Source organism: Lelliottia sp. GFLA7, assembly GCF_056490165.1.
The window spans coordinates 335,040-356,811 of record NZ_JBWLAQ010000004.1; the positions used below are offsets into that span (position 1 = coordinate 335,040).

Consider the following 21,772-nt stretch of genomic DNA (forward strand, 5'->3'; position numbering starts at 1 on the left):
AAAACCAGGGGTAATACGCGATTAACCGTTCAATACAATATGAATTAAATAATTAATTTACAGTCACTTAATCTCATTCACTGCGATAAATATCCGGTATAACTTTCCTGTAGCCGTTTTTCGCTTTTTTCCATTTACTACTACATCTCGCCATGATTGAATGATTCTCAATTACATACCCGATACCACTCAGGCAAACGGGTAGCGCTTTACGGGCAATGAAACACAGCTTCACCCGCGAGCATTCGCAGGGTATTTCGGGATAAAAATTAAATGGTTAAGTTCACACCTTCCTTCTCTGGGGTAAAAGGGCGCGCGCTCTTTTCACTGCTATTTATTGTGCCTCTGGCGCAGGCGGCAGAAAATAAAACAACGAAAGATGGCGAGACGTTAACCGTCATTGCCGATCCCAACGCTAAAACGGAAGCGACCAACGGTTATCAACCGCTGAACACCTCCACCGCCACGCTCACTACCATGCCGATGCTGGATATCCCGCAGGTGGTGAATACCGTGAGCGATAAGGTGCTGCAAGATCAGCACGCCACCACGCTCGACGAAGCGCTGTACAACGTTAGCAACGTGGTGCAAACCAACACGCTTGGCGGCACGCAGGATGCGTTTGTTCGTCGCGGCTTTGGCGCTAACCGTGACGGTTCGGTGATGACCAACGGTTTGCGCACCGTGCTTCCCCGCAGTTTTAACGCCTCGACCGAGCGAGTCGAAGTGCTGAAAGGCCCGGCATCGACGCTGTACGGCATTCTGGATCCAGGCGGGTTGATCAATGTCGTCACCAAACGCCCAGAAAAAACGTTTGGCGGATCGATCTCCGCGACGTCCACCAGCTTTGGCGGTGGCACCGGGCAGTTTGATGTGACGGGCCCGATTGACGGAACGCGTCTGGCGTATCGCCTGACGGGTGAATACCAGAATGAAGATTACTGGCGTAATTTTGGCAAAGAGCGCAGCACCTATATTGCGCCGTCGCTGACCTGGTTTGGTGATGACGCGACGGTCTCGGTGCTTTACTCCCATCGCGACTATAAAACGCCATTCGATCGCGGGACTATTTTCGATCTCAATACCAAGCAGCCCGTTAATGTCGATCGCAAAACACGTTTCGACGAACCGTTTAACATTACCGATGGTGAGTCCGATCTGGCGCAGTTGAACGCCGAATATCGCCTTAACAGCGAGTGGACGGCGAAATTTGATTACAGCTTTAGCCAGGATAAATACACGGATAACCAGGCTCGCGTGATGGCCTATGATGCGTCCACCGGAAATCTGACCCGACGCGTCGATGCGACACAAGGCTCGACCCAGCGCATGCATAGCACTCGCGCGGATCTGCAGGGCAACGTCGACATTGCAGGGTTTTATAACGAGATCCTGACCGGCGTATCGTACGAAAATTACGATCTGCTGCGCACGGACATGATCCGCTGCAAGAACGTTAAGGGCTTTAATATCTACAACCCAACGTATGGCGATCTCAGCAAATGCACGTCCGTTTCCGCGTCCGACAGCGACCAGACCATTAAGCAGGAGAGCTATTCCGCTTATGTGCAGGATGCGCTTTATCTGACGGATAAATGGATCGCGGTGACCGGGCTGCGCTATCAGTCCTATACGCAATATGCCGGTAAAGGCCGTCCGTTTAACGTCAATACCGACAGCCGTGACGACCAGTGGACGCCGAAAGCAGGCCTGGTTTACAAGCTGACGCCATCGGTGTCGTTGTTCGCAAACTATTCCCAGACGTTTATGCCGCAGTCATCCATCGCCAGCTATATTGGTAACCTGCCGCCTGAAACGTCTAATGCCTACGAAGTGGGTGCCAAGTTTGACCTTTTCGATGGCATTACTGCCAATATTGCGCTGTTTGATATCCATAAACGCAACGTGCTGTATACCGAAAGCGTGGGGGATGAAACGGTCGCCAAAACCGCAGGCCGCGTGCGCTCGCAGGGCGTAGAAGTCGACGTGGCGGGGTCGCTGACCGAGAACACCAATATTATCGCCAGCTACGGTTATACGGATGCGAAAGTGCTGGAAGATCCTGATTATTCAGGTAAACCGCTGCCAAACGTGCCGCGACATACGGGCTCCCTGTTCCTGACGTACGACATTCAGAATGTGATCGGCGGAAATACGCTGACGCTGGGCGGCGGCGGGCATGGCGTGAGCCGTCGCTCCGCCACCAATGGCGCGGATTATTACCTGCCGGGTTACGTCGTCGCAGATGCGTTCGCCGCGTATAAAATGAAGTTGCAGTATCCGGTGACGCTGCAGGTGAACGTGAAGAATCTGTTCGATAAGACCTACTACACGTCGTCGATTGGCACCAATAATCTGGGTAACCAGATTGGCGATCCACGCGAAGTGCAGTTTACGGTGAAGATGGATTTCTAAGGATAAAAAAAGCCCTGCATCGCAGGGCTTTTTTACATCAGGCTTCGATGTCGGCCATATCGCCTTTTTCCTGTAGCCAGTTGCGTCGGTCTTCCGAACGCTTCTTGGCCAACAGCATATCCATCATGGCATTGGTTTGCTGCTCGTCTTCATCGCTGATAATCAGCTGAACCAGACGACGGGTATTGGGGTCGAGCGTGGTTTCGCGCAGTTGCAAGGGGTTCATCTCACCCAGCCCTTTAAAGCGCTGGACGTTTGGTTTGCCCTTCTTGCGCTTAAGCTGCTCCAGCACGCCCGCTTTTTCTTCTTCCGTCAGCGCGTAATAAACCTCTTTGCCGAGATCGATACGGTAGAGCGGCGGCAGCGCAACGTGAACGTGGCCGTTTTTTACCAGCGTGCGGAAGTGTTTCACGAACAGCGCGCACAGCAGCGTGGCGATATGCAGACCGTCGGAGTCCGCATCCGCGAGAATACAGATCTTGCCATACCGCAGCTGGCTCAGATCGTCACTGTCTGGATCGATACCGATCGCCACCGAAATATCGTGTACTTCCTGAGAGGCGAGCACCTCATCGGAAGAAACTTCCCAGGTATTCAGGATCTTACCTTTCAGGGGCATGATCGCCTGGAATTCACGATCGCGCGCCTGCTTGGCGGAACCGCCTGCCGAGTCCCCTTCGACGAGGAAAAGCTCGGTGCGATTCAGATCCTGCGCGGTGCAATCCGCCAGTTTACCCGGCAGCGCCGGCCCACTGGTGAGCTTTTTACGCACCACTTTTTTCGCAGCGCGCATACGGCGTTGCGCACTGGAGATGGCCATTTCAGCCAGCATTTCAGCTGTCTGTATGTTCTGATTCAGCCACAGGCTGAATGCATCTTTCACCACACCGGAAACAAACGCGGCGCACTGACGCGATGACAAGCGCTCTTTGGTCTGCCCGGCAAACTGCGGATCCTGCATTTTCACAGACAGTACGTACGCGCAGCGATCCCAGATATCTTCCGCTGACAGCTTCACGCCGCGCGGCAGAATATTGCGGTATTCGCAGAATTCGCGCATCGCATCCAGCAGGCCCTGACGCAGGCCGTTGACGTGCGTCCCGCCCTGCATCGTGGGGATGAGGTTAACGTAGCTTTCGGTCAGCAGTTCGCCGCCTTCTGGCAGCCACAGCAGCGCCCAGTCGACCGCTTCGGTGTCACCCGAGAAATTACCGAGGAAGGGTTTTTCCGGCAGCGTTGGCAACCCATTGACCGCCTCGCCCAGATAGTCATTCAGACCATCCTGATAGCACCAGCGCTGCTCGCTGTTGTTGACTTCATCTTTAAAGGTGATTTCAACGCCGGGGCACAGTACCGCTTTCGCTTTCAGGATGTGCGTCATGCGCGTGACAGAAAAACGCGGGCTGTCGAAGAAGCTTTCGTCCGGCCAGAAATGCACGCTGGTACCGGTATTGCGTTTACCGCACGTCCCGATGACCTGTAATTCCTGCACTTTATCGCCGTTTTCGAACGCAATGTTATGCACCTGGCCGTCACGGCGGACGGTGACTTCCACGCGCTTAGACAAGGCGTTAACCACGGAGATCCCCACGCCGTGAAGGCCGCCGGAGAACTGGTAGTTTTTATTGGAGAATTTACCGCCCGCATGCAGACGGCAGAGGATCAGCTCAACGGCTGGAACCCCTTCTTCCGGGTGGATGTCGACCGGCATGCCGCGTCCGTCGTCAATCACTTCGAGCGACTGATCGGCGTGCAGAATGACGTCGATGCGTTTGGCATGACCCGCCAGCGCTTCGTCCACACTGTTATCAATCACTTCCTGGCCCAGGTGGTTTGGGCGCGTCGTATCGGTATACATCCCCGGGCGGCGGCGAACCGGCTCAAGCCCGGTGAGTACCTCAATGGCATCAGCGTTATAGGTTTGCGTCATGATTTAACTAGCAATTCGCAGTGATTGTCAGTGGCTGTGCAGTCCAAGAAAATCGACAATCTGGGTGAAATGATTCTCAAAGCCCGTGAAAGCATGGTTTCCGCCCTCCTCTACAGTCTGGCGGCAAGAGGCGTAATACGCCACCGCCTGGCGGTAATCCAGCACTTCATCACCCGTCTGTTGCAGCAGCCAGATAAGATCGGGCGCGTCCAGCGGGTCTATCTGCATAACTTTGAGGTCGTAAATATGGCGTGACTCTAGCACATATTGTTGTCCGGTGTAGGGGTTCTCGTTTTGCCCGAGAAAGTCCCTCAGCAGCTCAAAGGGCCGTACTGCCGGGTTAACCACTACCGCAGGAAGCATAAAGCATTGCGAGAGCCAGGTAGCGTAATAACCGCCCAGCGAGGAGCCCACGACGCCGAACGATTCACCGCCATGTTCCATCACGACTGACTCCAGCATTTCTGCCGCATCAGCCGGATACGGCGGAAGCTGAGGCACGATAATGTCGATGTGCGGATGATGCGCTTTGAGCCACTGACTAAATTGCGTGGCCTTCGCGGAACGCGGAGAGCTATTGAACCCGTGTAAATAAAGGAGCGTAGACATCAGTATCCTTCAGAGGCGGTATCCGGGCGGAACGTTGCACTCTGCAGACGGCAGACTTCCGTCGTCAGCGAGCCATCGGCATGCAGTTCCAGCCAGCGCCAGCCAGGCGCAATCGTGTCTAACGTAAAGTTGGCGCAGTGTGGTTTGAACTGGACGCACGTCGACGGCGTCGCCAGTAAACGGCGACCATTCCAGTCGAGATCCTGTTCCTGATGAATATGACCACACAACAGATTGTTGACGTGTGGATATTTGGACAACACGCGGTCCAGCGCCGCTGAATTGCGCAGGCTGTGTTGATCGAGCCAGCTGCATCCCGCAGGCAAAGGATGATGATGCAATAACAGCAAGGTATGACGCTCAGGATCGGCAGCCAGTTTTTTCTCCAGCCACTCCAGCTGAAAATCACTCAACTCACCGTGCGGTACACCGAACACCTGCGTATCCAACAGTAAAATTTGCCAGTGCTCACCGACAAACACGCGCTTGGCGGGAGAAATGCCCGCATCGTGCAGCGTGCTGTACATCGCTGGCTGAAAATCATGATTGCCGGGTAACCAGACGCAGGGCACGCTAAAGCTCGCGATCCCTGTCGCAAAATGCTGATAGGCCGCAGCGCTTTGATCTTGTGCCAAATCGCCCGTTGCCGCTATCAAATCGCAGTGGCGATTCTCGGCGTGAATGGCATCCAGTACCGCCTGATAACTCTCCCAGGTGTTTACACCTAACAGCGTTTCATGCTTTTCGGCAAACAGGTGGGTATCAGTGATTTGTAATATCCTGACTGGCGCCCCACCAGCAACAGTCAGGTTTAACAGGCTTTCCAAATGGTGTCCTTAGGTAGGTTTATGACGCTAACAAACCGGAATCGCCATTGCTCCATGTGCTAAACAATATCTTAGCCAGTCGGCTAAAAACTGGTTAATTTGATGCTTTTCGTCGCGTTGATGCAACTTTTTATTAGGATAATCATACCGCGCTTTAAAGCGGAAGATCTGCTGACTTGAACACACTTCGGCCACCATCGCATCATGATAAAGCCGGACCGTCATCGACGGCAGGCTCCAGTAGCTGATCGTCGGCGCCGTTTGTTTGATTTCTACCAGGGTCGTGTAACGAGTCGATTCAACAATCGTTAATCGATACTGCGCGTTGCTCACCTGATAGCTTACCATCTCGCCGGGCGCGTCATCACGCGGCAGCAGGCGGCGTAACTGCGCGAAATTGGTTTCGCACAAACGCATCATTTCTGGGAAGTCAGGTGTATAACGCTTCATTTTTTCCACTCGTTTCGTAAGTCTTGATAATGCAGCTGGAGCCATTGCAAAGCGATGACAGACGCCGCGTTGTCGATTCTCCCCTCTTTTACCCACTGGTAAGCCTGTTCCCGACTCACCACATGAACACGAATATCTTCGTTTTCATCTGCCAGACCGTGAATACCTTCCGCGATCGTGGCGTCCACTTCCCCCACCAGAATAGAAGAGCGCTCGGTAGTTCCGCCAGGGCTGGCCAGATAGCTCAGCACGGGTTTCGTCCGGCCCACTTTCAGCCCGGCTTCTTCCTCTGCCTCACGTCGGGCGACATCTTCCGGCGTTTCGCCGTCTTCGATCATGCCTGCGACCATTTCCAGCAGCCACGGGGTTTCGCTGGTATCCAGCGCCGCAATCCGTATCTGTTCAATCAATACCACTTCATCGCGCACTGGGTCAAAGGGTAGCAAGACTGCGGCATGCCCGCGCTCAAAAATTTCACGTCTTACTTCCCCGCTCATTTCCCCGTTAAACAGGCGATGCCTAAAACGGTAAAGTTCCAGTGAAAAAAATCCGCTATATAACGTTTCCCGTGCAATAATTTCTACATCGTTTTTGGTGAAAGTTACTGGCAATTCATCTGGTTTTTGCATGGCGGTTTCCTGGTCACAATCATGATGAAATTATGAATTTCAAGGCTGTTTGGCTGCCGTTTCAAAGGCTATATGATAGATTGATGCAAATTACAGCCGGATGGCACGTAACGCCAACCTTTTGGTGTGGATGATTCTGTTAGAATCGGCAAATATATTTAACAAGATCAGCGCTAATACTGCTTCACAACAAGGAATGCAAATGAAGAAATTGCTCCCCATCCTTATCGGCCTGAGCCTGACGGGCTTCAGCGCGATGAGCCAGGCAGAAAACCTGTTACAGGTTTATCAGCAAGCACGTCTGGGCAACCCTGAGCTGCGTAAGTCGGCTGCCGATCGTGATGCTGCGTTCGAAAAAATTAACGAAGCACGCAGCCCGTTGCTGCCGCAGTTGGGCTTAGGTGCCGATTATACCTACGGCAATGGCTTCCGTGATAGCAACGGTGTTAACTCCAATACCACCGGCGCATCTCTGCAATTAACGCAAACCTTGTTTGATATGTCCAAGTGGCGTTCGCTGAGTCTTCAAGAGAAAAGCGCGGGCATTCAGGACGTCACCTATCAGACCGATCAGCAAACGCTGATCCTGAATACCGCGACGGCCTACTTCAACGTGTTGAGCGCGATCGATTCGCTCTCCTACACCGAAGCGCAAAAACAAGCGATTTATCGTCAGTTGGATCAAACCACGCAACGTTTTAACGTAGGCCTGGTGGCGATCACCGACGTGCAGAACGCCCGTTCCCAATACGATACCGTGCTGGCGAACGAAGTGACCGCGCGTAACAACCTTGATAACGCGCTGGAATCTCTGCGTCAGGTCACTGGTAATTACTATCCTGAACTGGCTTCGTTGAACGTCGACAACTTCAAAACGGATAAACCGCAAGCCGTGAATGCGCTGCTGAAAGAAGCAGAAAACCGCAACCTGGCGCTGTTACAGGCACGTCTGAGCCAGGATCTGGCTCGCGAGCAAATCCGTCAGGCGCAGGATGGGCATCTGCCAACCCTGAGCCTCACTGCATCCAGTGCCGTAACGGACACCTCTTATAGCGGTTCTAAAACCGGCGGCGCGAATGCTTCGCAGTTTGACGACAGCAATGTGGGTCAGAACAAAGTCGGCCTGAGCTTCTCCATGCCGTTGTATCAAGGCGGTATGGTTAACTCTCAGGTTAAACAAGCTCAGTACAACTTTGTTGGCGCAAGCGAACAGCTTGAAAGCGCGCACCGCAACGTAGTGCAGACCGTGCGTTCGTCATTCAACAACGTGAATGCCTCTATCAGCAGCATCAACGCCTACAAACAGGCCGTTGTGTCGGCGCAGAGTTCATTGGACGCGATGGAAGCCGGTTATTCGGTCGGTACGCGTACCATCGTTGACGTGCTGGATGCGACCACCACGCTGTTTAACGCAAAACAACAGCTCTCCAGCGCGCGCTACAACTACCTGATTAACCAGCTGAATATTAAATCAGCTCTGGGTACGCTGAATGAGCAGGATCTGCAGATGCTGAACAGCACACTGGGTAAACCTGTTTCAACAACGCCTGAAAATGTGGCGCCGGAAAACCCACAGCAGGACGCCAGCGCTGATGGCTATAACGCCAACGGTTCAGCCCCTGCTGCGCAGCCCGCAGCGGCTCGCACGACAACCAATAACGCAGCCGGTAACCCATTCCGTAACTGATGTTAAAGCCCGGTCTATGGCTCCATAGGCCGGGTTAGCTCTGCTCCAGTCGACATATAAACGTAAGCCAACGTAAAGATCCCCCTGACGCTCCCTCTGCGCTTCATTTTCAACCACTCATCCTCTATCCTAAGCCTTATTTCCTTTGTAATACCACTGGGTCCTGGAAGACAAAAATGAAACGGACAAAAACGATCAATCACGCCTCGTTCCGCAAAAACTGGAACGCACGCCATCTCACTCCTGTCGCCCTGGCGATCACCGCCGTATTTTTGCTGGCGGGATGTGAGCAATCCGACGAAACGGTATCGATGTATCAGAATGCCGATGACTGCTCAAGCGCCACCGGCAAAAGCGCAGAATGTACTACTGCATACAACAATGCGCTGAAAGAAGCCGAACGCACCGCGCCGAAATATGCGACGCGTGAAGACTGTATCGCGGAGTTCGGTGAAGGTCAGTGTCAGCAAGCGCCTGCACAGGCAGGCATGGCACCAGAAAACCAGGCGCAAGCACAATCCAGCGGCAGCTTCTGGATGCCGCTGATGGCGGGCTACATGATGGGCCGTATGATGAGCGGCGGCGCGGGCTTCCAGCAGCAGCCTCTTTTCAGCTCCAAAAATCCAAATAGCCCGGCATACGGTAAATACACCGACGCCAGCGGCAAAGGCTACGGCGCAGCACAGCCAGGCCGTACGGCGACCGTTCCAAAAACCGCAATGGCACCAAAACCAGCAACCACCAGCACCGTGACGCGCGGCGGCTTTGGCGACTCGGTGGCAAAACAGTCCACCATGCAGCGTAGCGCGACAGGTTCTTCTACTCGCTCAATGGGCGGCTGATAATGGAACGAGTCAGTATTATTGAGCGCCCGGACTGGCGCGAAAAAGCGACCGAATACGGCTTTAATTTTCACACCATGTATGGCGAACCGTACTGGTGTGAGGATGCTTACTACAAATTGACGCTCGCTCAGGTTGAGAAACTCGAGGACGTCACCGCCGAACTGCATCAGATGTGCCTCAAAGTCGTGGAAAAAGTGATCGCCAGCGATGAGCTGATGACCAAATTCCGCATCCCTAAGCATACCTGGGGCTTTGTGCGTCACGCCTGGCAGACCAATCAGCCTTCTCTCTATTCCCGCCTCGATCTGGCGTGGGATGGCGTAGGCGATCCTAAAATGCTGGAAAATAACGCTGATACCCCGACTTCACTGTATGAAGCGGCGTTCTTTCAGTACATCTGGCTCGAAGATCAGGTCGCAGCGGGCAACCTGCCGGAAGGCAGCGATCAATTCAACAGTCTGCAGGAAAAGCTGATCGAACGTTTCGCCGAACTGCGCGAGCAGCACGGGTTCAATCTGCTGCATCTTGCCTGCTGTCGTGACACGGTTGAAGATCGTGGAACAGTGCAGTATTTGCAGGATTGCGCGGCCGAAGCGGAAGTCGCCACTGAATTCTTGTACATCGAAGATATCGGTTTAGGCGAGCGCGGACAGTTTACGGATACGCAAGATCAGGTCATTAGCAACCTGTTCAAACTCTATCCGTGGGAATTCATGCTGCGCGAAGTGTTTTCGACCAAACTCGAAGATGCTGGCGTACGCTGGCTGGAGCCTGCATGGAAAAGCATTATCTCCAACAAAGCGCTGCTGCCCATGCTGTGGGAGATGTTCCCTAATCACCCGAATTTGCTGCAAGCGTACTTCGCTGAAGACGATCATCCGCCGATGGAAAAATACGTCATCAAGCCGATCTTCTCACGCGAAGGGGCCAACGTTTCGATTATCGAAAACGGCAAAACCCTGGAAGCTGCCGAAGGGCCGTATGGCGAAGAAGGCATGATCGTTCAGGAGTTTTACCCGCTGCCGAAATTTGGTGACAGCTACGTCCTGATTGGCAGCTGGCTCATCAACGATCAGCCAGCCGGGATTGGCATTCGTGAAGATCGCGCGCTGATCACACAGGATCTATCGCGCTTCTATCCGCACATTTTCGTCGAGTAATACCGATTCTCTCTCCCCACGGGAGAGAGAATTATTACCCCACCTGCACTGACAACATACTTAGACTGCCCATCTCAATGCCGTCCACCGGTATGCTCACGGGTTCCTGACCATCCCACGCGCCCAAAACATACAGCAGCGGTAAGAAGTGTTCCGCCGTCGGGTTAGACAACGCACCGCCTTCATGATCCAGATAATTCACCAGCGGATGCTCTTGCGCCGGGCCCTGCCAGGTCAAATTCGCTTTAACAAAATCATTGAACGATATGGCCCACGGATACGGAGTATTTTCACCGTGCCAACGCGCCGTGCGCAGGTTATGCACGACGTTACCGCTGGCGACCAGCATGATGCCTTCATCGCGCAGCGTCGCCAGTTTGCGCCCCATCTCTAAGTGCCACGCTGCCGGTTTGGTGCTGTCGATACTCAACTGCACCATGGGGATATCGGCATCCGGATACATTTTGATCAGCACGCCCCACGAACCGTGGTCAAAGCCCCAGGCTTCTTTATCAAGCGTTACTGGAACGGGAGCCAGAAGATCCACCAGTTGCTGCGCAAGCTCAGGCGATCCTGGCGCGGGATAATGCGTGTCGTAAAGCGCCTGAGGGAAACCGCCAAAATCATGAATAGTTTTAGGCGCTTCCATTGCCGTCACGCCAGTACCGCGTGTAAACCAGTGTGCAGATACCACCACGATCGCTTTTGGACGCGGCAACGTCTCACCCAGCTCACGCCAGGCACGCGTATAAACGTTATCTTCCAGAACGTTCATCGGGCTACCGTGGCCCAAAAACAGTGCTGGCATACGAGGAGAAGTCATGGTGATATCCTTACATAAGGTGTCGATTTAATAACGCTACATTACGCGCTATCGTCTGAAGATGAACTCAGATAAGCATGATGATGATCTTCAGAAATTTTGAATGTAAGGAGTCTGTAAAGCAGAGAATGCCCTCTCGCTTTGCAGCGGATTCATTATTAGCATGGTAAAGATTCATTTTCATAAGGAGACGTGAATGTCAGTACCGCTGATTCTGACCCTGCTTGCGGGGGCCGCGACCTTTATTGGTGCGATTCTTGGCGTGATCGGTCAGAAACCGTCTAACCGCGTGCTGGCGTTTTCTCTGGGTTTCGCAGCGGGGATTATGCTGTTGATTTCCCTGATGGAAATGCTGCCTGCAGCACTTCGGACCGACGGCATGTCGCCCGTCATGGGCTACGGCATGTTTGTCGTGGGGCTGCTGGGTTATTTTGCTCTCGACAAAATGCTCCCGCACGCACATCCGCAAGATTTGATGCAAAAAAACGCCAAACCCACTCGCGGTAATATCAAACGCACCGCCATTTTACTCACGCTAGGCATCAGCCTGCATAACTTCCCGGAAGGGGTCGCGACTTACGTGACGGCCAGTAATAACCTTGAACTGGGCTTTGGAATCGCGCTGGCCGTCGCTTTACACAATATTCCTGAAGGACTGGCGGTAGCAGGGCCAGTTTATGCGGCGACAGGTTCAAAACGCACGGCAATTTTGTGGGCCGGGATTTCGGGGCTGGCTGAAATTTTAGGCGGCGTGCTGGCGTGGCTGATTCTGGGCAGCATGATCTCCCCGGTGGTGATGGCAGCGATTATGGCGGCCGTGGCAGGCATTATGGTTGCCTTGTCGGTGGATGAACTGATGCCGCTGGCAAAAGAGATCGATCCTAACAACAACCCCAGCTACGGCGTGTTGTGCGGGATGTCGGTGATGGGCTTAAGTCTGGTGCTGTTGCAAACAGCAGGATTTGGATAAAAAAACGCCGGGATAACCCGGCGTTTTTCTTTAGCTGGCTTTACGCTCGTGCGCCTGGCGATACTCCACCAGATCTTCGATCGTCACCACCGGCATATTATGCAGACGGGCAAAGGTGACACACTCCGGCGCACGCGCCATCGTACCGTCATCATTGGTCAGTTCGCATAAAACGCCTGCTGGCTTAAAGCCGGCCAGCGTCACCAGATCGAGAGTCGCTTCGGTGTGACCACCGCGAGTCAACACGCCACCCGCCTGCGCACGCAGCGGGAACACGTGGCCCGGGCGATGCAGGTCAGACGGTTTCGCGCCATCCGCAATAGCGGCACGAACGGTCGTCAGACGGTCAGCGGCAGAAACGCCGGTTGTCACGCCGTGCGCAGCTTCAATCGTCACGGTAAAACCGGTGCCGAAAGCGCTGGTGTTGTTCTCAACCATCATTGGCAGGTCGAGTTGTTTGCGGCGTTCTTCGTTGATACACAGGCACACAATGCCGCTGCCGTGACGGATGGTCAGCGCCATCTGCTCAACGGTCATGTTTTCTGCGGCGAAGATCATGTCACCTTCGTTTTCACGATGTTCATCGTCGAGCACCATCACACCGCGGCCTTCGCGCAGTGCATCAAGTGCGTGTTCAACACGTTCAGTAGAAGTGCCAAAAGAGGAAAGTAGCGTCTGATTCATGGTAAAAAAACCTCATTAACATTATGGTTACCAGAATCAGGGCAGTCTTAGGAGCGCCGTATAAGCGGCAAAAAGATAACGTGAGCGGGCCGTGCCCGACTTGATCGTTACTCTCTCCCATCCGGACTCTAACCGTCGGCTCCGGAATTACACCGGATCTGCTGACCTTTAGGTTTTCACCCAAAGCGCTCGCGGGCTTTCAGCGCAAGGCTGATTTACCGCCGGTGGGGAATTTCGCCCCGCCCTGAGAATAAGCGAGATAACTATAACGCTATTGATTAACCCGGGCAATGCATAAGCTTCAAACAATTCTGGTTTATATAATTGGTTCAGCAGCCTGCGCTGAGTTATCTACGACCTGAATGATTTTGTGTATCTGATAAGAAATTACACGCTACAATGGTCGCTAACACCTTCTGATCAAGGGAAACGACAATGATTGACCCGAAAAAAATTGAACAAATTGCCCGTCAGGTTCATGAGTCCATGCCAAAAGGCATTCGTGAATTTGGTGATGACGTCGAAAAGAAAATCCGCCAGGTGTTGCAGTCGCAGCTGACGCGTCTTGATCTGGTGAGCCGCGAAGAGTTTGATGTGCAGACTCAAGTTTTACTCCGCACCCGCGAAAAAATCGCGCTGCTGGAACAGCGTCTGACCGAGCTGGAAAATCGCAGTGTGAATGAGGAAGTCAAACCGGCCCCGGCAATCCCACCGGTAGACGAGCAGGATTAAGTGCCGCCTGATGCCCTCACCCACAGAGAAAGGGCGAAAAAATAACGGGCCGCTCGGCCCGTTTTTATTATCCAGAATGTGTGCCCAACTTACTGATTGTCTTTCTGGATCTTCTTAATGATGTTGGTGGTTGAACACCCATCTTCAAAATTCAGCACCATCACGTCGCCGCCGTTCGCCCAGACCTCTTCGCTACCCGCGATTTGCTCCGGCTTATAATCCCCGCCCTTTACCAGCAGATCGGGTAGAATCCCGGCAATCAGGCGCTGCGGTGTGTCTTCTTCAAAGGAGACCACCCAGTCAACGGCTTCCAGCGCGCCGAGCACGATCATGCGCTGCTCCAGCGGATTCACCGGACGCGTTTCGCCTTTGAGACGTTTGGTGGATGCATCGCTGTTCACCGCAACAATCAGACGATCGCCAAGCTTGCGCGCGTTTGCCAGGTACGAAACGTGACCCGCGTGCAGAATGTCGAATACGCCGTTGGTCATAACGACTTTCTCGCCGCGCTTACGCGCCGCCGCGACCGCTACTTTCAGCTCGTCTTCGCGCATCACGCCAAAGCCGGTCTCAGCCCGACCGCGCACCGCGTTTTCCAGCTCAATCGGAGAAACGGTTGATGTCCCCAGTTTACCCACGACCACACCGGCGGCCGCATTAGCGAAATAGCACGCCTCTTCCAGCGAATTCCCGGCCGCCAGCGTCGCCGCCAGCACGCCAATCACCGTATCGCCCGCGCCGGTCACATCATAAACTTCCTGTGCCTGCGTTGGCATATGCAGCGGCGGTTTACCCGGCTGTAACAGCGTCATACCTTGCTCAGAGCGGGTGACTAACAGCGCGGAGAAGTCGAAATCAGCGATGATTTTCATCCCGCGCTCAACGATCTCTTCTTCGTTTTTGCATTTACCGGCAACCGCTTCAAACTCAGATAAGTTTGGCGTCAGGAGCGTCGCACCGCGATAGCGCTCAAACTCAGTGCCTTTTGGATCGATTAAAACCGGAACGCCCGCTTTTCGCGCCAGCTGGATCATCTGCTGCACGCTGGCCAGTGCGCCCTTGGCGTAGTCAGACAGGACCAGCGCGCCAATGCTGCCCAATGCCTGCGCGATACGCTCGTGCATCGGCTCGGGATCGACGCCTTCAAAACCTTCTTCAAAGTCGAGGCGAATCAGCTGCTGGTTACGAGAAAGCACGCGCAGTTTAGTGATCGTCGGATGCGTTGGCACAGAAACGAAATCACACTTCACGTTAACGTCGGCCAGCGTTTTGCTGAGCGCACGCGCCGCGTCGTCAATGCCCGTCAAGCCCACCAGACGCGAATGCGCGCCCAGGGAGGCAATATTCATCGCCACGTTTGCCGCGCCGCCAGGACGCTCCTCGATGGTGTCCACTTTGACGACCGGGACCGGCGCTTCAGGGGAAATGCGGCTGGTCGGCCCATACCAGTAGCGGTCCAGCATCACATCACCGACAACCATAACCCCAGCACGTTCGAACTCTGGCAGTGTTACTTTCATTCCTGACTCCAGAAAGATTCACAATTTGCGCGCGATAATATCACACTTGTCCCCTAAATCATTCGAGCTGCAGGAGGGCGGCAACGCAGCGAATCCCAGGAGCTTACGCCAGTAAATGACTGGGATGAGCGAGGAAAGCCAACGCATCTTTAGCTCGAAGGATGACGGGGAATGGTTAAGCACGGTCCACCAGCCACTTCTGCCAGCTTGCAGACACCTGAGCACGCTCAGCGGTAAAACAGTCCAGCGCCACATGGCCCGGCTGTTCCTGTAACGCCAGATGATGCAGCTCGTCGCGAAGCGTGGTGTACGCGTGGGTGAGCGCTTGCGCTTCCTGCTCATCCATAATGTCGTTTTGCGAAAGCAGCTCCAGAATGCGCACGTTATCAGACCAGCGCGTCAGCTTCGGTTTTGCGTGCGCGTGGCGGAGCACCAGATATTGCGTAATAAACTCGATATCGGTAATTCCCCCTTCATCGGCTTTGATATCAAAGCGATCGCGATGTTTATTGCCTAAATGTGCCCGCATTTTCTCGCGCATTTCGCGCACTTCGGTTTGCAGCGTTTCGCCTTCACGCGTGGCGATCAGCACATCGCGGCGAATGGCATCAAACTGCGTTTTAAGCTGCGGATCGCCATACACTACGCGCGCGCGAACCAGCGCCTGATGCTCCCAGGTCCACGCTTCATGTTGCTGATATTCCGCAAAGGATTCGGTAGAGGTGACCAGCATGCCCGCCGCACCGGACGGGCGCAGACGCGCGTCAACTTCGTACAGAATCCCGGACGACGTGCGAGTGCTGAACAGATGCATCACGCGCTGAGCAAGACGCAAATAGAACTGGCGTCCGTCGATTTCGCGCTCGCCATCGGTCATGACGTCAACCGGGCAATCGTGAAGGAAGATCAAATCCAGATCGGAGCTGTAGCCCAACTCCCAGCCGCCCAATTTGCCATAACCCACTACGGCAAAACCGCGTCCCTCGCGATCGGTCAGATGCTTGGGCTGGCCGTAGCGCGCCACCATTTGCCCCCATGCCTGCTGCACCACCGCGTCGATCATCGCTTCGGCAAGCCAGGTTAAATGATCGCTGACTTTCATCACCGGCAGCGTGCCAGCGATATCCGCGGCCGCCACGCGCAGCATCTGTGCCTGCTTGAACTGGCGCAACGCTTCAAGCTGCTGCTCTTCATCGTCTTCCGGAACGCGCAGCAGATACTGGCGCAGCTCATCGCGATAAGCATCCATCGCGGTCGGCTGATACAGCGTATTGGGATCGAGCAGTTCATCAAGCAGCAGCGGATAACGCGCCAGCTTGCTGGCGACCATCGGCGATGCCGCGCAGAGCGAAATCAGATGTTTGAGCGCCCCAGGGAATTCACTGAGCAGCTCAAGATAGGTCGTGCGCGTAATAATCCCCGTCAGGAGCGGCGTCACGCGAGACAGCGGAACAGGCGCATCGGCGCGCGAACAGACGTCGCTCAACAAATGCGGCATCAGATGATCCAGCACCTGGCGTCCGCGCGGCCCAATGGCGCGCTTGTTCATCTCCATACGGAAATCGGCGATCAGCGCGACCACGCGATGGCGATCGTCGTCACTTAAGTGCGCCAGCACCGGCGTGGTGTCGTCTTCCTGCAACGCATCCTGCCACAGCTCGCGCCAGTGCTCAGACAGCGTATCGTCCTGCGTGTCGCTCTCGTCATCGCCAATGAGATCGTTAAAAATGCGCCGCACACCGGCCATGTGCGCATCCAGTTTTTCGGTCAGCGCCTGCCAGTCGTCGACGCGCATGCCCCAGGCCAGACGCGCGCGATTCAGGTCGTCGCCCGGCAGCGTTTGGGTTTGTTCATCGTTAATGCTTTGCAGCAGGTTTTCCAGACGGCGTAAATAAAGATACGCGTCGCGCAGGGTTTGCGCGTTGCCTTCCGCCAGCAGATGCAGTTGATCAATCGCCTCAAGCGTCGGCAGCAGGGAACGGGATTGCAGCGACGGTTCGCGTCCGCCGCGAATCAGTTGGAATACCTGAACGATAAATTCGATTTCGCGAATGCCGCCCGCACCGAGTTTGATGTTGTCCTTCAAACCGCGACGACGCACTTCACGGGCGATCATCCCTTTCATATTACGCAGCGACTGAATCACGCTGAAGTCGATATAACGGCGGAACACGAACGGGCGCAGCATGGCGCGCAGCTCGCTGGCGTACACATCGCCGTTATCACCCATGATGCGCGCTTTAACCATCGCATAGCGTTCCCAGTCGCGGCCCTGCTCCTGGTAATAATCTTCCAGCGCCGCAAAGCTCAACACCAGCGGGCCGCTGTCGCCAAACGGACGCAAACGCATATCCACGCGATAGACAAAGCCGTCCTGAGTGGGCTGATCCAAAGCTTTAATGAGTCGCTGCCCCAGACGGGTAAAGAACTGAGCGTTATCCAGCTCGCGGCGACCACCGCGCGTTGCACCCTTTTCCGGCCAGGCAAAAATCAAGTCGATATCCGACGAGAAATTCAGCTCGCCGCCGCCCAGCTTGCCCATGCCTAAAATCATCAGCGGCTGCGGCGTGCCCTCTTCACTGCACGGCGTGCCCCACTCTTTACAGCACGCGTCGTACAGCCAGTCGCGCGCCGCGACGATCAGCGTCTCCGCCAGACAGCTCAGCTGCTGTAATGTGCTTTCTTCACTGATCAGCTCCAGCGATTGCGCCCAGGCGATGCGGACCATCACTCGACGACGGAACTGGCGCAGCACGCGCATCAGCGTCGGTTCATCGGCCACATCAGCAAGCGCCTCGCTCAACCACTGCGCATAATGCTGCCACTCATCCGCCTCCGGCGGCGTCGTCTCAAGTTCTGCCAGCCATTCAGGATTGGCGGTAATGCTCTCCTGAACAAAATCGCTAAAGGTAAGCACTTGCTGCGCCTGCTCGCTTAGAGATGAAGCGGGTAACGATTCTGGCAGACGTTCACAAACCGTCTGCCAGTGCTGCTGTAACAGTGAAGAAAGCGGCATTCTGGGGTTCCTTGCCTGAGTTAACGTTTTCCGCTGTGCAGCCAGAACGGCTCTTGCGAAATAGCCTCATTACGGAAATGTTCAATTTCAATACGTTGCCGCGTTTCGATGGCGTGACGCAGCCCCTGCCAGTTCTCCAGCCACGCCTGCGCTCTCACGCCGTCGTAGGAGCCTGCCAGCAGTAGGATGCTGTCGATATCGCGCGTCAGACGAATCAGCTGATCGCTGTATTGATCGCCAAGCGGACGGTCAAAAATCGTTTTCAGCTCAGCGGCGCTGCGGGACATATGCGTATCCGCAAAGCGTTTGAACGAATCCGCGATTTTTTTCTGCGCTTTATCATCGAGGAATGGCTGCCAGCCGCGCGTGACCAGAAATTCGGTTAACGCCAGTTTTGCCGCAGCGGTTTGCGGGCTGTAGACCGCCGTTTGCGCAGAGACATCGGTCGCCATGAGCGCTTCCGTCTGCGTCAGGAAATCACGTAAGTGAGCGCTCGCTTTACGCGGAACCACGCCGCCGAAAAGCGTCAGCGTGCTGCGCACCAGACCCATAGCGGACAATACGTTGGCTTTCGCCTCTTTGACGCCACGAATCCACAGCTCTTCATGGTATTGCCACTGGCTCAGCGCCAGCTCCAGCGCAGCTTCAAGGCCTTGCTCAACGCTGACTTTCGCAGGAACGCGCAGAATAGTGGTCGGTTTGAGTACCCGCACTTCATTCCCGGCCGCCAGATGGTAGCCGCGTGCGGCTTTGCTCAGGCTGCCCTGACGCAAACCAGACAGGCCCACCAGCTTACGCGCCAGCTTCAGCACGTCATCCGCATCGCCTTCGAGCAGCTCAAGTTCCAGTTCGCAAATCGGTTCCTGGAACTCACCGGCTTTCACTTCGCCTAAATCAAGGGCAATTTCAATGCGGCTTTTGCCTTCGTTTACCAGCCACTTTTCGCGTACGAAATCGGTGCTAAACAGCGGTGCTGCCTGCGCAGCCAGGTTTTCTGGTAGCTCGCCGTTCGGCCAGACCTCTGCCGGGAAGCGATCCAGTTCAAGCTCTGGCTTTGCAATGTCGATATTGTATTCAGGACGCTGATGCAGGCCGCCGACCACGCGTCCGGCGATTTTCATCGTCATCTCGTATTGGCCGTTCGCACCGCGAATACGTAACCCCATATCATGGCTGCGCAGCCAGTTGTCCGGCGTTTCGTAATAGATGTTGAGCAGCTGTACCGGATCGTGGTATTCACCGGAGAGCTGATGAAGGTGGGTTCGCAGCGCATCAACGCTGTCATTTTCGACGATAAATTTTAATTCTATTTCTTGAGCCATAGATTTCTACTTTGGGTTGCGTCACAGCCGCATCAATGAGGGCGAACTTCCTCGCCATATATGTGTCAGTACATAGTATTTTGCGCCAAATTGCCACGCAATGAACAATTTGACGGGCGTAAAAGTTTGCAGGGGCGACACAGATGATTCCGATTGCTGATGAATGCTTTGCGTGGAGACACTGTTGCCTCTACTATCGTTCCACTTTTTACGAAAATAACGACTGATGATGCTTAAATTTCGCCTGATTGGACTCGCTTTACTGACATTGAGCGCCGCGACTGCGGTCCACGCTGAAGAGAAACGTTACGTTTCTGACGAACTGAATACCTGGGTCCGTAGCGGTCCTGGAGACAATTATCGCCTCGTGGGTACGGTAAATGCCGGCGAGGAAGTGGTTTTGTTACAGACGAATCAGGACACCAGCTATGGTCAGGTCCGCGACAGCACCGGCCGCACCTCCTGGATCCCGTTGAAAGAACTCAGCAACGTGCCAAGCCTGCGCACCCGCGTGCCGGACCTGGAAAATCAGGTGAAAACCCTGACCGATAAGCTGAACAATATCGACACCACCTGGAACCAGCGCACCGCTGAAATGCAGCAGAAAGTGGCGCAGAGCGACGGGGTGATCAACGGCCTGAAAGAAGAGAACCAGAAGCTCAAAAATGAGCTGATTGTGGCGCAGAAAAAAGTCAGCGCTGCCAATCTGCAGCTCGACGACAAACAGCGCACCATCATTATGCAGTGGTTTATGTATGGCGGCGGCGTGCTGGGCGTAGGTCTGGTGCTGGGTCTGGTTCTGCCACATCTGATCCCCAGCCGTAAACGCAAAGACCGCTGGATGAACTAATTCGTCTTCTCTGCCAGACTTACGTATCATCTTGAGAAAAATGAATACGGGAGTTTGAGGCGTGAAGATTTATCTGGTCGGTGGTGCGGTACGTGATGCGTTGTTGGGTCTGCCGGTCAAAGATAAAGACTGGGTTGTGGTTGGTGCCACACCAGAAGAGATGCTTAACGCGGGCTATCAGCAGGTAGGCCGAGATTTCCCCGTGTTTCTTCACCCAAAAACCCGCGAAGAGTACGCCCTGGCGCGAACGGAACGTAAAGCCGGTTTGGGTTATACCGGTTTTACGTGCTATGCCGCACCGGACGTCACGCTTGAGCAAGATTTGTTGCGCCGCGATCTCACCATCAACGCGCTGGCGCAAGATGATGAAGGCCATATCATTGATGCGTACGGCGGTAAGCGCGATCTGCAAAACCGCCTTCTGCGTCACGTCTCCCCGGCTTTTTCTGAAGATCCGCTACGCGTTCTGCGCGTAGCGCGATTTGCTGCGCGTTATGCCCATCTGAGCTTTCGCATTGCCGATGAAACCCTGGCGCTGATGACCGCAATGACCGCGGCAGGCGAGCTGGAACACCTCACGCCAGAACGCGTGTGGAAAGAGACGGAAAATGCCCTAACGACGCGCAATCCGCAGGTCTTTTTCCAGGTGCTTCGCGACTGTGGCGCGTTGAAAGTGCTGTTCCCGGAAATCGACGCGCTGTTTGGCGTGCCTGCGCCCGCGAAGTGGCATCCGGAAATTGATACCGGTATTCACACGCTAATGACGCTGAGCATGGCAGCAATGCTCAGCCCGGAAGTGGACGTGCGCTTTGCCACACTGTGTCACGATTTGGGCAAAGGCTTAACGCCAAAAGAGTTTTGGCCGCGCCACCACGGACACGGCCCGGCGGGCGTAAAACTGGTTGAAGGGATTTGCCAGCGCCTGCGCGTGCCAAACGACATTCGAGACCTGGCTAAGCTGGTCGCTGAATTCCACGATTTAATTCATACCTTCCCGATTCTGAAACCCGCCACTATCGTGAAGTTGTTCGATAACATCGACGCCTGGCGCAAGCCGCAGCGCGTGGAGCAAATTGCGGTGACCAGCGAAGCAGACGTGCGCGGACGCACCGGGTTTGAAGCCTGCGATTATTCACAAGGACGTTTACTGCGTGAAGCGTGGGAAATCGCCAAAGCCGTGCCGACGAAAGACGTGGTTGAAGCCGGATTTAAAGGGCCAGAGATTCGGGAAGAGTTAACGAAAAGACGCGTGCAGGCCGTTGCAGACTGGAAGGAAAAGCGTTGCCCTCAGCCGAAAGACTGA

18 protein-coding genes and 1 riboswitch are annotated in these 21,772 nt (G+C 54.7%); of the genes, 8 read left to right on the plus strand and 10 right to left on the minus strand.

Annotated elements, in window-relative coordinates; all coding sequences use genetic code 11:
* Positions 1-273 precede the first annotated feature (273 nt).
* The gene (locus tag AC07RN_RS14675) at positions 274-2,415 is read left to right on the plus strand and encodes a TonB-dependent siderophore receptor (RefSeq protein ID WP_478336697.1); all 2,142 of its coding nucleotides are present in this window, start codon (positions 274-276) and stop codon (positions 2,413-2,415) included.
* A gap of 37 nt (positions 2,416-2,452) precedes the next feature.
* On the opposite strand, the gene parE is transcribed toward AC07RN_RS14675, so the two are convergent.
* From parE to nudF, 5 genes are read right to left on the minus strand one after another with little or no spacing between them, the layout of a single operon-like run.
* The gene (gene parE / locus AC07RN_RS14680) at positions 2,453-4,345 is read right to left on the minus strand and encodes a DNA topoisomerase IV subunit B (protein WP_015960430.1); all 1,893 of its coding nucleotides are present in this window, start codon (positions 4,343-4,345) and stop codon (positions 2,453-2,455) included.
* 27 nt (positions 4,346-4,372) lie between these two features.
* A complete protein-coding gene (gene yqiA / locus AC07RN_RS14685) occupies positions 4,373-4,954 on the minus strand; it encodes an esterase YqiA (protein ID WP_015960431.1) in 582 nt (193 codons plus the stop codon).
* Positions 4,954-5,781 carry a 3',5'-cyclic-AMP phosphodiesterase gene (cpdA, locus tag AC07RN_RS14690; RefSeq protein ID WP_015960432.1) on the minus strand — a complete coding sequence of 276 codons (828 nt, stop codon included), beginning with the start codon at positions 5,779-5,781 and terminating at the stop codon, positions 4,954-4,956. The genes yqiA and cpdA overlap by 1 nt, the downstream gene beginning before the upstream one ends.
* 27 nt (positions 5,782-5,808) lie before the next feature.
* Positions 5,809-6,231 carry a DUF1249 family protein gene (locus tag AC07RN_RS14695; RefSeq protein ID WP_015960433.1) on the minus strand — a complete coding sequence of 141 codons (423 nt, stop codon included), beginning with the start codon at positions 6,229-6,231 and terminating at the stop codon, positions 5,809-5,811.
* Entirely contained in the window at positions 6,228-6,860 is a 633-nt protein-coding gene (gene nudF, locus AC07RN_RS14700; protein ID WP_478336698.1) for an ADP-ribose diphosphatase, read from the minus strand. The genes AC07RN_RS14695 and nudF overlap by 4 nt, the downstream gene beginning before the upstream one ends.
* Before the next feature lie 202 nt (positions 6,861-7,062).
* Here nudF and tolC point away from each other — a divergent pair, with 202 nt between their 5' ends.
* The 3 genes from tolC (at position 7,063) to AC07RN_RS14715 (ending at position 10,552) form a co-directional block, all read left to right on the plus strand.
* Positions 7,063-8,547, plus strand: a complete 1,485-nt coding sequence (gene tolC / locus AC07RN_RS14705) for an outer membrane channel protein TolC (protein WP_449554000.1) — start codon at positions 7,063-7,065, stop codon at positions 8,545-8,547.
* Positions 8,548-8,723: 176 nt separating this feature from the next.
* Positions 8,724-9,389: a DUF1190 family protein gene (locus AC07RN_RS14710; protein WP_235134078.1), complete on the plus strand. Its 666-nt coding sequence runs from the start codon at positions 8,724-8,726 to the stop codon at positions 9,387-9,389.
* Positions 9,390-9,391: 2 nt separating this feature from the next.
* Positions 9,392-10,552 carry a glutathionylspermidine synthase family protein gene (locus AC07RN_RS14715; RefSeq protein ID WP_478336699.1) on the plus strand — a complete coding sequence of 387 codons (1,161 nt, stop codon included), beginning with the start codon at positions 9,392-9,394 and terminating at the stop codon, positions 10,550-10,552.
* A gap of 34 nt (positions 10,553-10,586) precedes the next feature.
* Here the strand turns inward: AC07RN_RS14715 and ygiD are convergent, their stop codons facing one another.
* Complete coding sequence (ygiD, locus tag AC07RN_RS14720; protein WP_015960438.1) at positions 10,587-11,375, minus strand: 4,5-DOPA-extradiol-dioxygenase; 789 nt, start codon at positions 11,373-11,375, stop codon at positions 10,587-10,589.
* Between the two features lie 196 nt (positions 11,376-11,571).
* Between ygiD and zupT the strand changes: the two genes are divergently transcribed.
* Positions 11,572-12,345, plus strand: coding sequence for a zinc transporter ZupT (zupT, locus tag AC07RN_RS14725; protein ID WP_235134079.1), 774 nt, complete (start codon positions 11,572-11,574; stop codon positions 12,343-12,345).
* 30 nt (positions 12,346-12,375) lie between these two features.
* On the opposite strand, the gene ribB is transcribed toward zupT, so the two are convergent.
* Entirely contained in the window at positions 12,376-13,029 is a 654-nt protein-coding gene (gene ribB, locus AC07RN_RS14730) for a 3,4-dihydroxy-2-butanone-4-phosphate synthase (protein WP_235134080.1), read from the minus strand.
* Positions 13,030-13,134: 105 nt separating this feature from the next.
* Positions 13,135-13,285: riboswitch (FMN riboswitch) on the minus strand.
* A 179-nt stretch (positions 13,286-13,464) separates the two neighbouring features.
* Here ribB and ubiK point away from each other — a divergent pair.
* Positions 13,465-13,761, plus strand: a complete 297-nt coding sequence (gene ubiK, locus AC07RN_RS14735) for a ubiquinone biosynthesis accessory factor UbiK (protein ID WP_449554001.1) — start codon at positions 13,465-13,467, stop codon at positions 13,759-13,761.
* Between the two features lie 89 nt (positions 13,762-13,850).
* Here ubiK and hldE read toward each other — a convergent pair whose 3' ends face one another.
* The 3 genes from hldE to AC07RN_RS14750 form a co-directional block, all read right to left on the minus strand.
* Positions 13,851-15,281 carry a bifunctional D-glycero-beta-D-manno-heptose-7-phosphate kinase/D-glycero-beta-D-manno-heptose 1-phosphate adenylyltransferase HldE gene (hldE, locus tag AC07RN_RS14740; protein ID WP_478336700.1) on the minus strand — a complete coding sequence of 477 codons (1,431 nt, stop codon included), beginning with the start codon at positions 15,279-15,281 and terminating at the stop codon, positions 13,851-13,853.
* 175 nt (positions 15,282-15,456) lie between these two features.
* Positions 15,457-18,297 (minus strand): bifunctional [glutamate--ammonia ligase]-adenylyl-L-tyrosine phosphorylase/[glutamate--ammonia-ligase] adenylyltransferase, encoded by a 2,841-nt coding sequence (glnE, locus tag AC07RN_RS14745; protein WP_478336701.1) that lies wholly within the window; start codon positions 18,295-18,297, stop codon positions 15,457-15,459.
* Positions 18,298-18,317: 20 nt separating this feature from the next.
* On the minus strand, positions 18,318-19,619 hold the full coding sequence (locus AC07RN_RS14750; RefSeq protein ID WP_478336702.1) for a CYTH domain-containing protein: 1,302 nt from the start codon (positions 19,617-19,619) through the stop codon (positions 18,318-18,320).
* A 229-nt stretch (positions 19,620-19,848) separates the two neighbouring features.
* On the opposite strand from AC07RN_RS14750, the gene AC07RN_RS14755 reads away from it, so the two are divergent.
* Positions 19,849-20,469, plus strand: coding sequence for a TIGR04211 family SH3 domain-containing protein (locus AC07RN_RS14755; RefSeq protein ID WP_041689721.1), 621 nt, complete (start codon positions 19,849-19,851; stop codon positions 20,467-20,469).
* A gap of 61 nt (positions 20,470-20,530) precedes the next feature.
* Complete coding sequence (locus tag AC07RN_RS14760; RefSeq protein WP_478336703.1) at positions 20,531-21,772, plus strand: multifunctional CCA addition/repair protein; 1,242 nt, start codon at positions 20,531-20,533, stop codon at positions 21,770-21,772.

What these genes read in the sequence shown, in the direction of transcription:
- AC07RN_RS14675 (WP_478336697.1), top strand. Translation starts at nt 274, where the DNA reads ATGGTTAAGTTCACACCTTCCTTCTCTGGGGTAAAAGGGCGCGCGCTC.
- parE (WP_015960430.1), bottom strand. Translation starts at nt 4,345, where the DNA reads ATGACGCAAACCTATAACGCTGATGCCATTGAGGTACTCACCGGGCTT.
- yqiA (WP_015960431.1), bottom strand. Translation starts at nt 4,954, where the DNA reads ATGTCTACGCTCCTTTATTTACACGGGTTCAATAGCTCTCCGCGTTCC.
- AC07RN_RS14695 (WP_015960433.1), bottom strand. Translation starts at nt 6,231, where the DNA reads ATGAAGCGTTATACACCTGACTTCCCAGAAATGATGCGTTTGTGCGAA.
- nudF (WP_478336698.1), bottom strand. Translation starts at nt 6,860, where the DNA reads ATGCAAAAACCAGATGAATTGCCAGTAACTTTCACCAAAAACGATGTA.
- tolC (WP_449554000.1), top strand. Translation starts at nt 7,063, where the DNA reads ATGAAGAAATTGCTCCCCATCCTTATCGGCCTGAGCCTGACGGGCTTC.
- AC07RN_RS14710 (WP_235134078.1), top strand. Translation starts at nt 8,724, where the DNA reads ATGAAACGGACAAAAACGATCAATCACGCCTCGTTCCGCAAAAACTGG.
- AC07RN_RS14715 (WP_478336699.1), top strand. Translation starts at nt 9,392, where the DNA reads ATGGAACGAGTCAGTATTATTGAGCGCCCGGACTGGCGCGAAAAAGCG.
- ygiD (WP_015960438.1), bottom strand. Translation starts at nt 11,375, where the DNA reads ATGACTTCTCCTCGTATGCCAGCACTGTTTTTGGGCCACGGTAGCCCG.
- zupT (WP_235134079.1), top strand. Translation starts at nt 11,572, where the DNA reads ATGTCAGTACCGCTGATTCTGACCCTGCTTGCGGGGGCCGCGACCTTT.
- ribB (WP_235134080.1), bottom strand. Translation starts at nt 13,029, where the DNA reads ATGAATCAGACGCTACTTTCCTCTTTTGGCACTTCTACTGAACGTGTT.
- ubiK (WP_449554001.1), top strand. Translation starts at nt 13,465, where the DNA reads ATGATTGACCCGAAAAAAATTGAACAAATTGCCCGTCAGGTTCATGAG.
- hldE (WP_478336700.1), bottom strand. Translation starts at nt 15,281, where the DNA reads ATGAAAGTAACACTGCCAGAGTTCGAACGTGCTGGGGTTATGGTTGTC.
- glnE (WP_478336701.1), bottom strand. Translation starts at nt 18,297, where the DNA reads ATGCCGCTTTCTTCACTGTTACAGCAGCACTGGCAGACGGTTTGTGAA.
- AC07RN_RS14750 (WP_478336702.1), bottom strand. Translation starts at nt 19,619, where the DNA reads ATGGCTCAAGAAATAGAATTAAAATTTATCGTCGAAAATGACAGCGTT.
- AC07RN_RS14755 (WP_041689721.1), top strand. Translation starts at nt 19,849, where the DNA reads ATGCTTAAATTTCGCCTGATTGGACTCGCTTTACTGACATTGAGCGCC.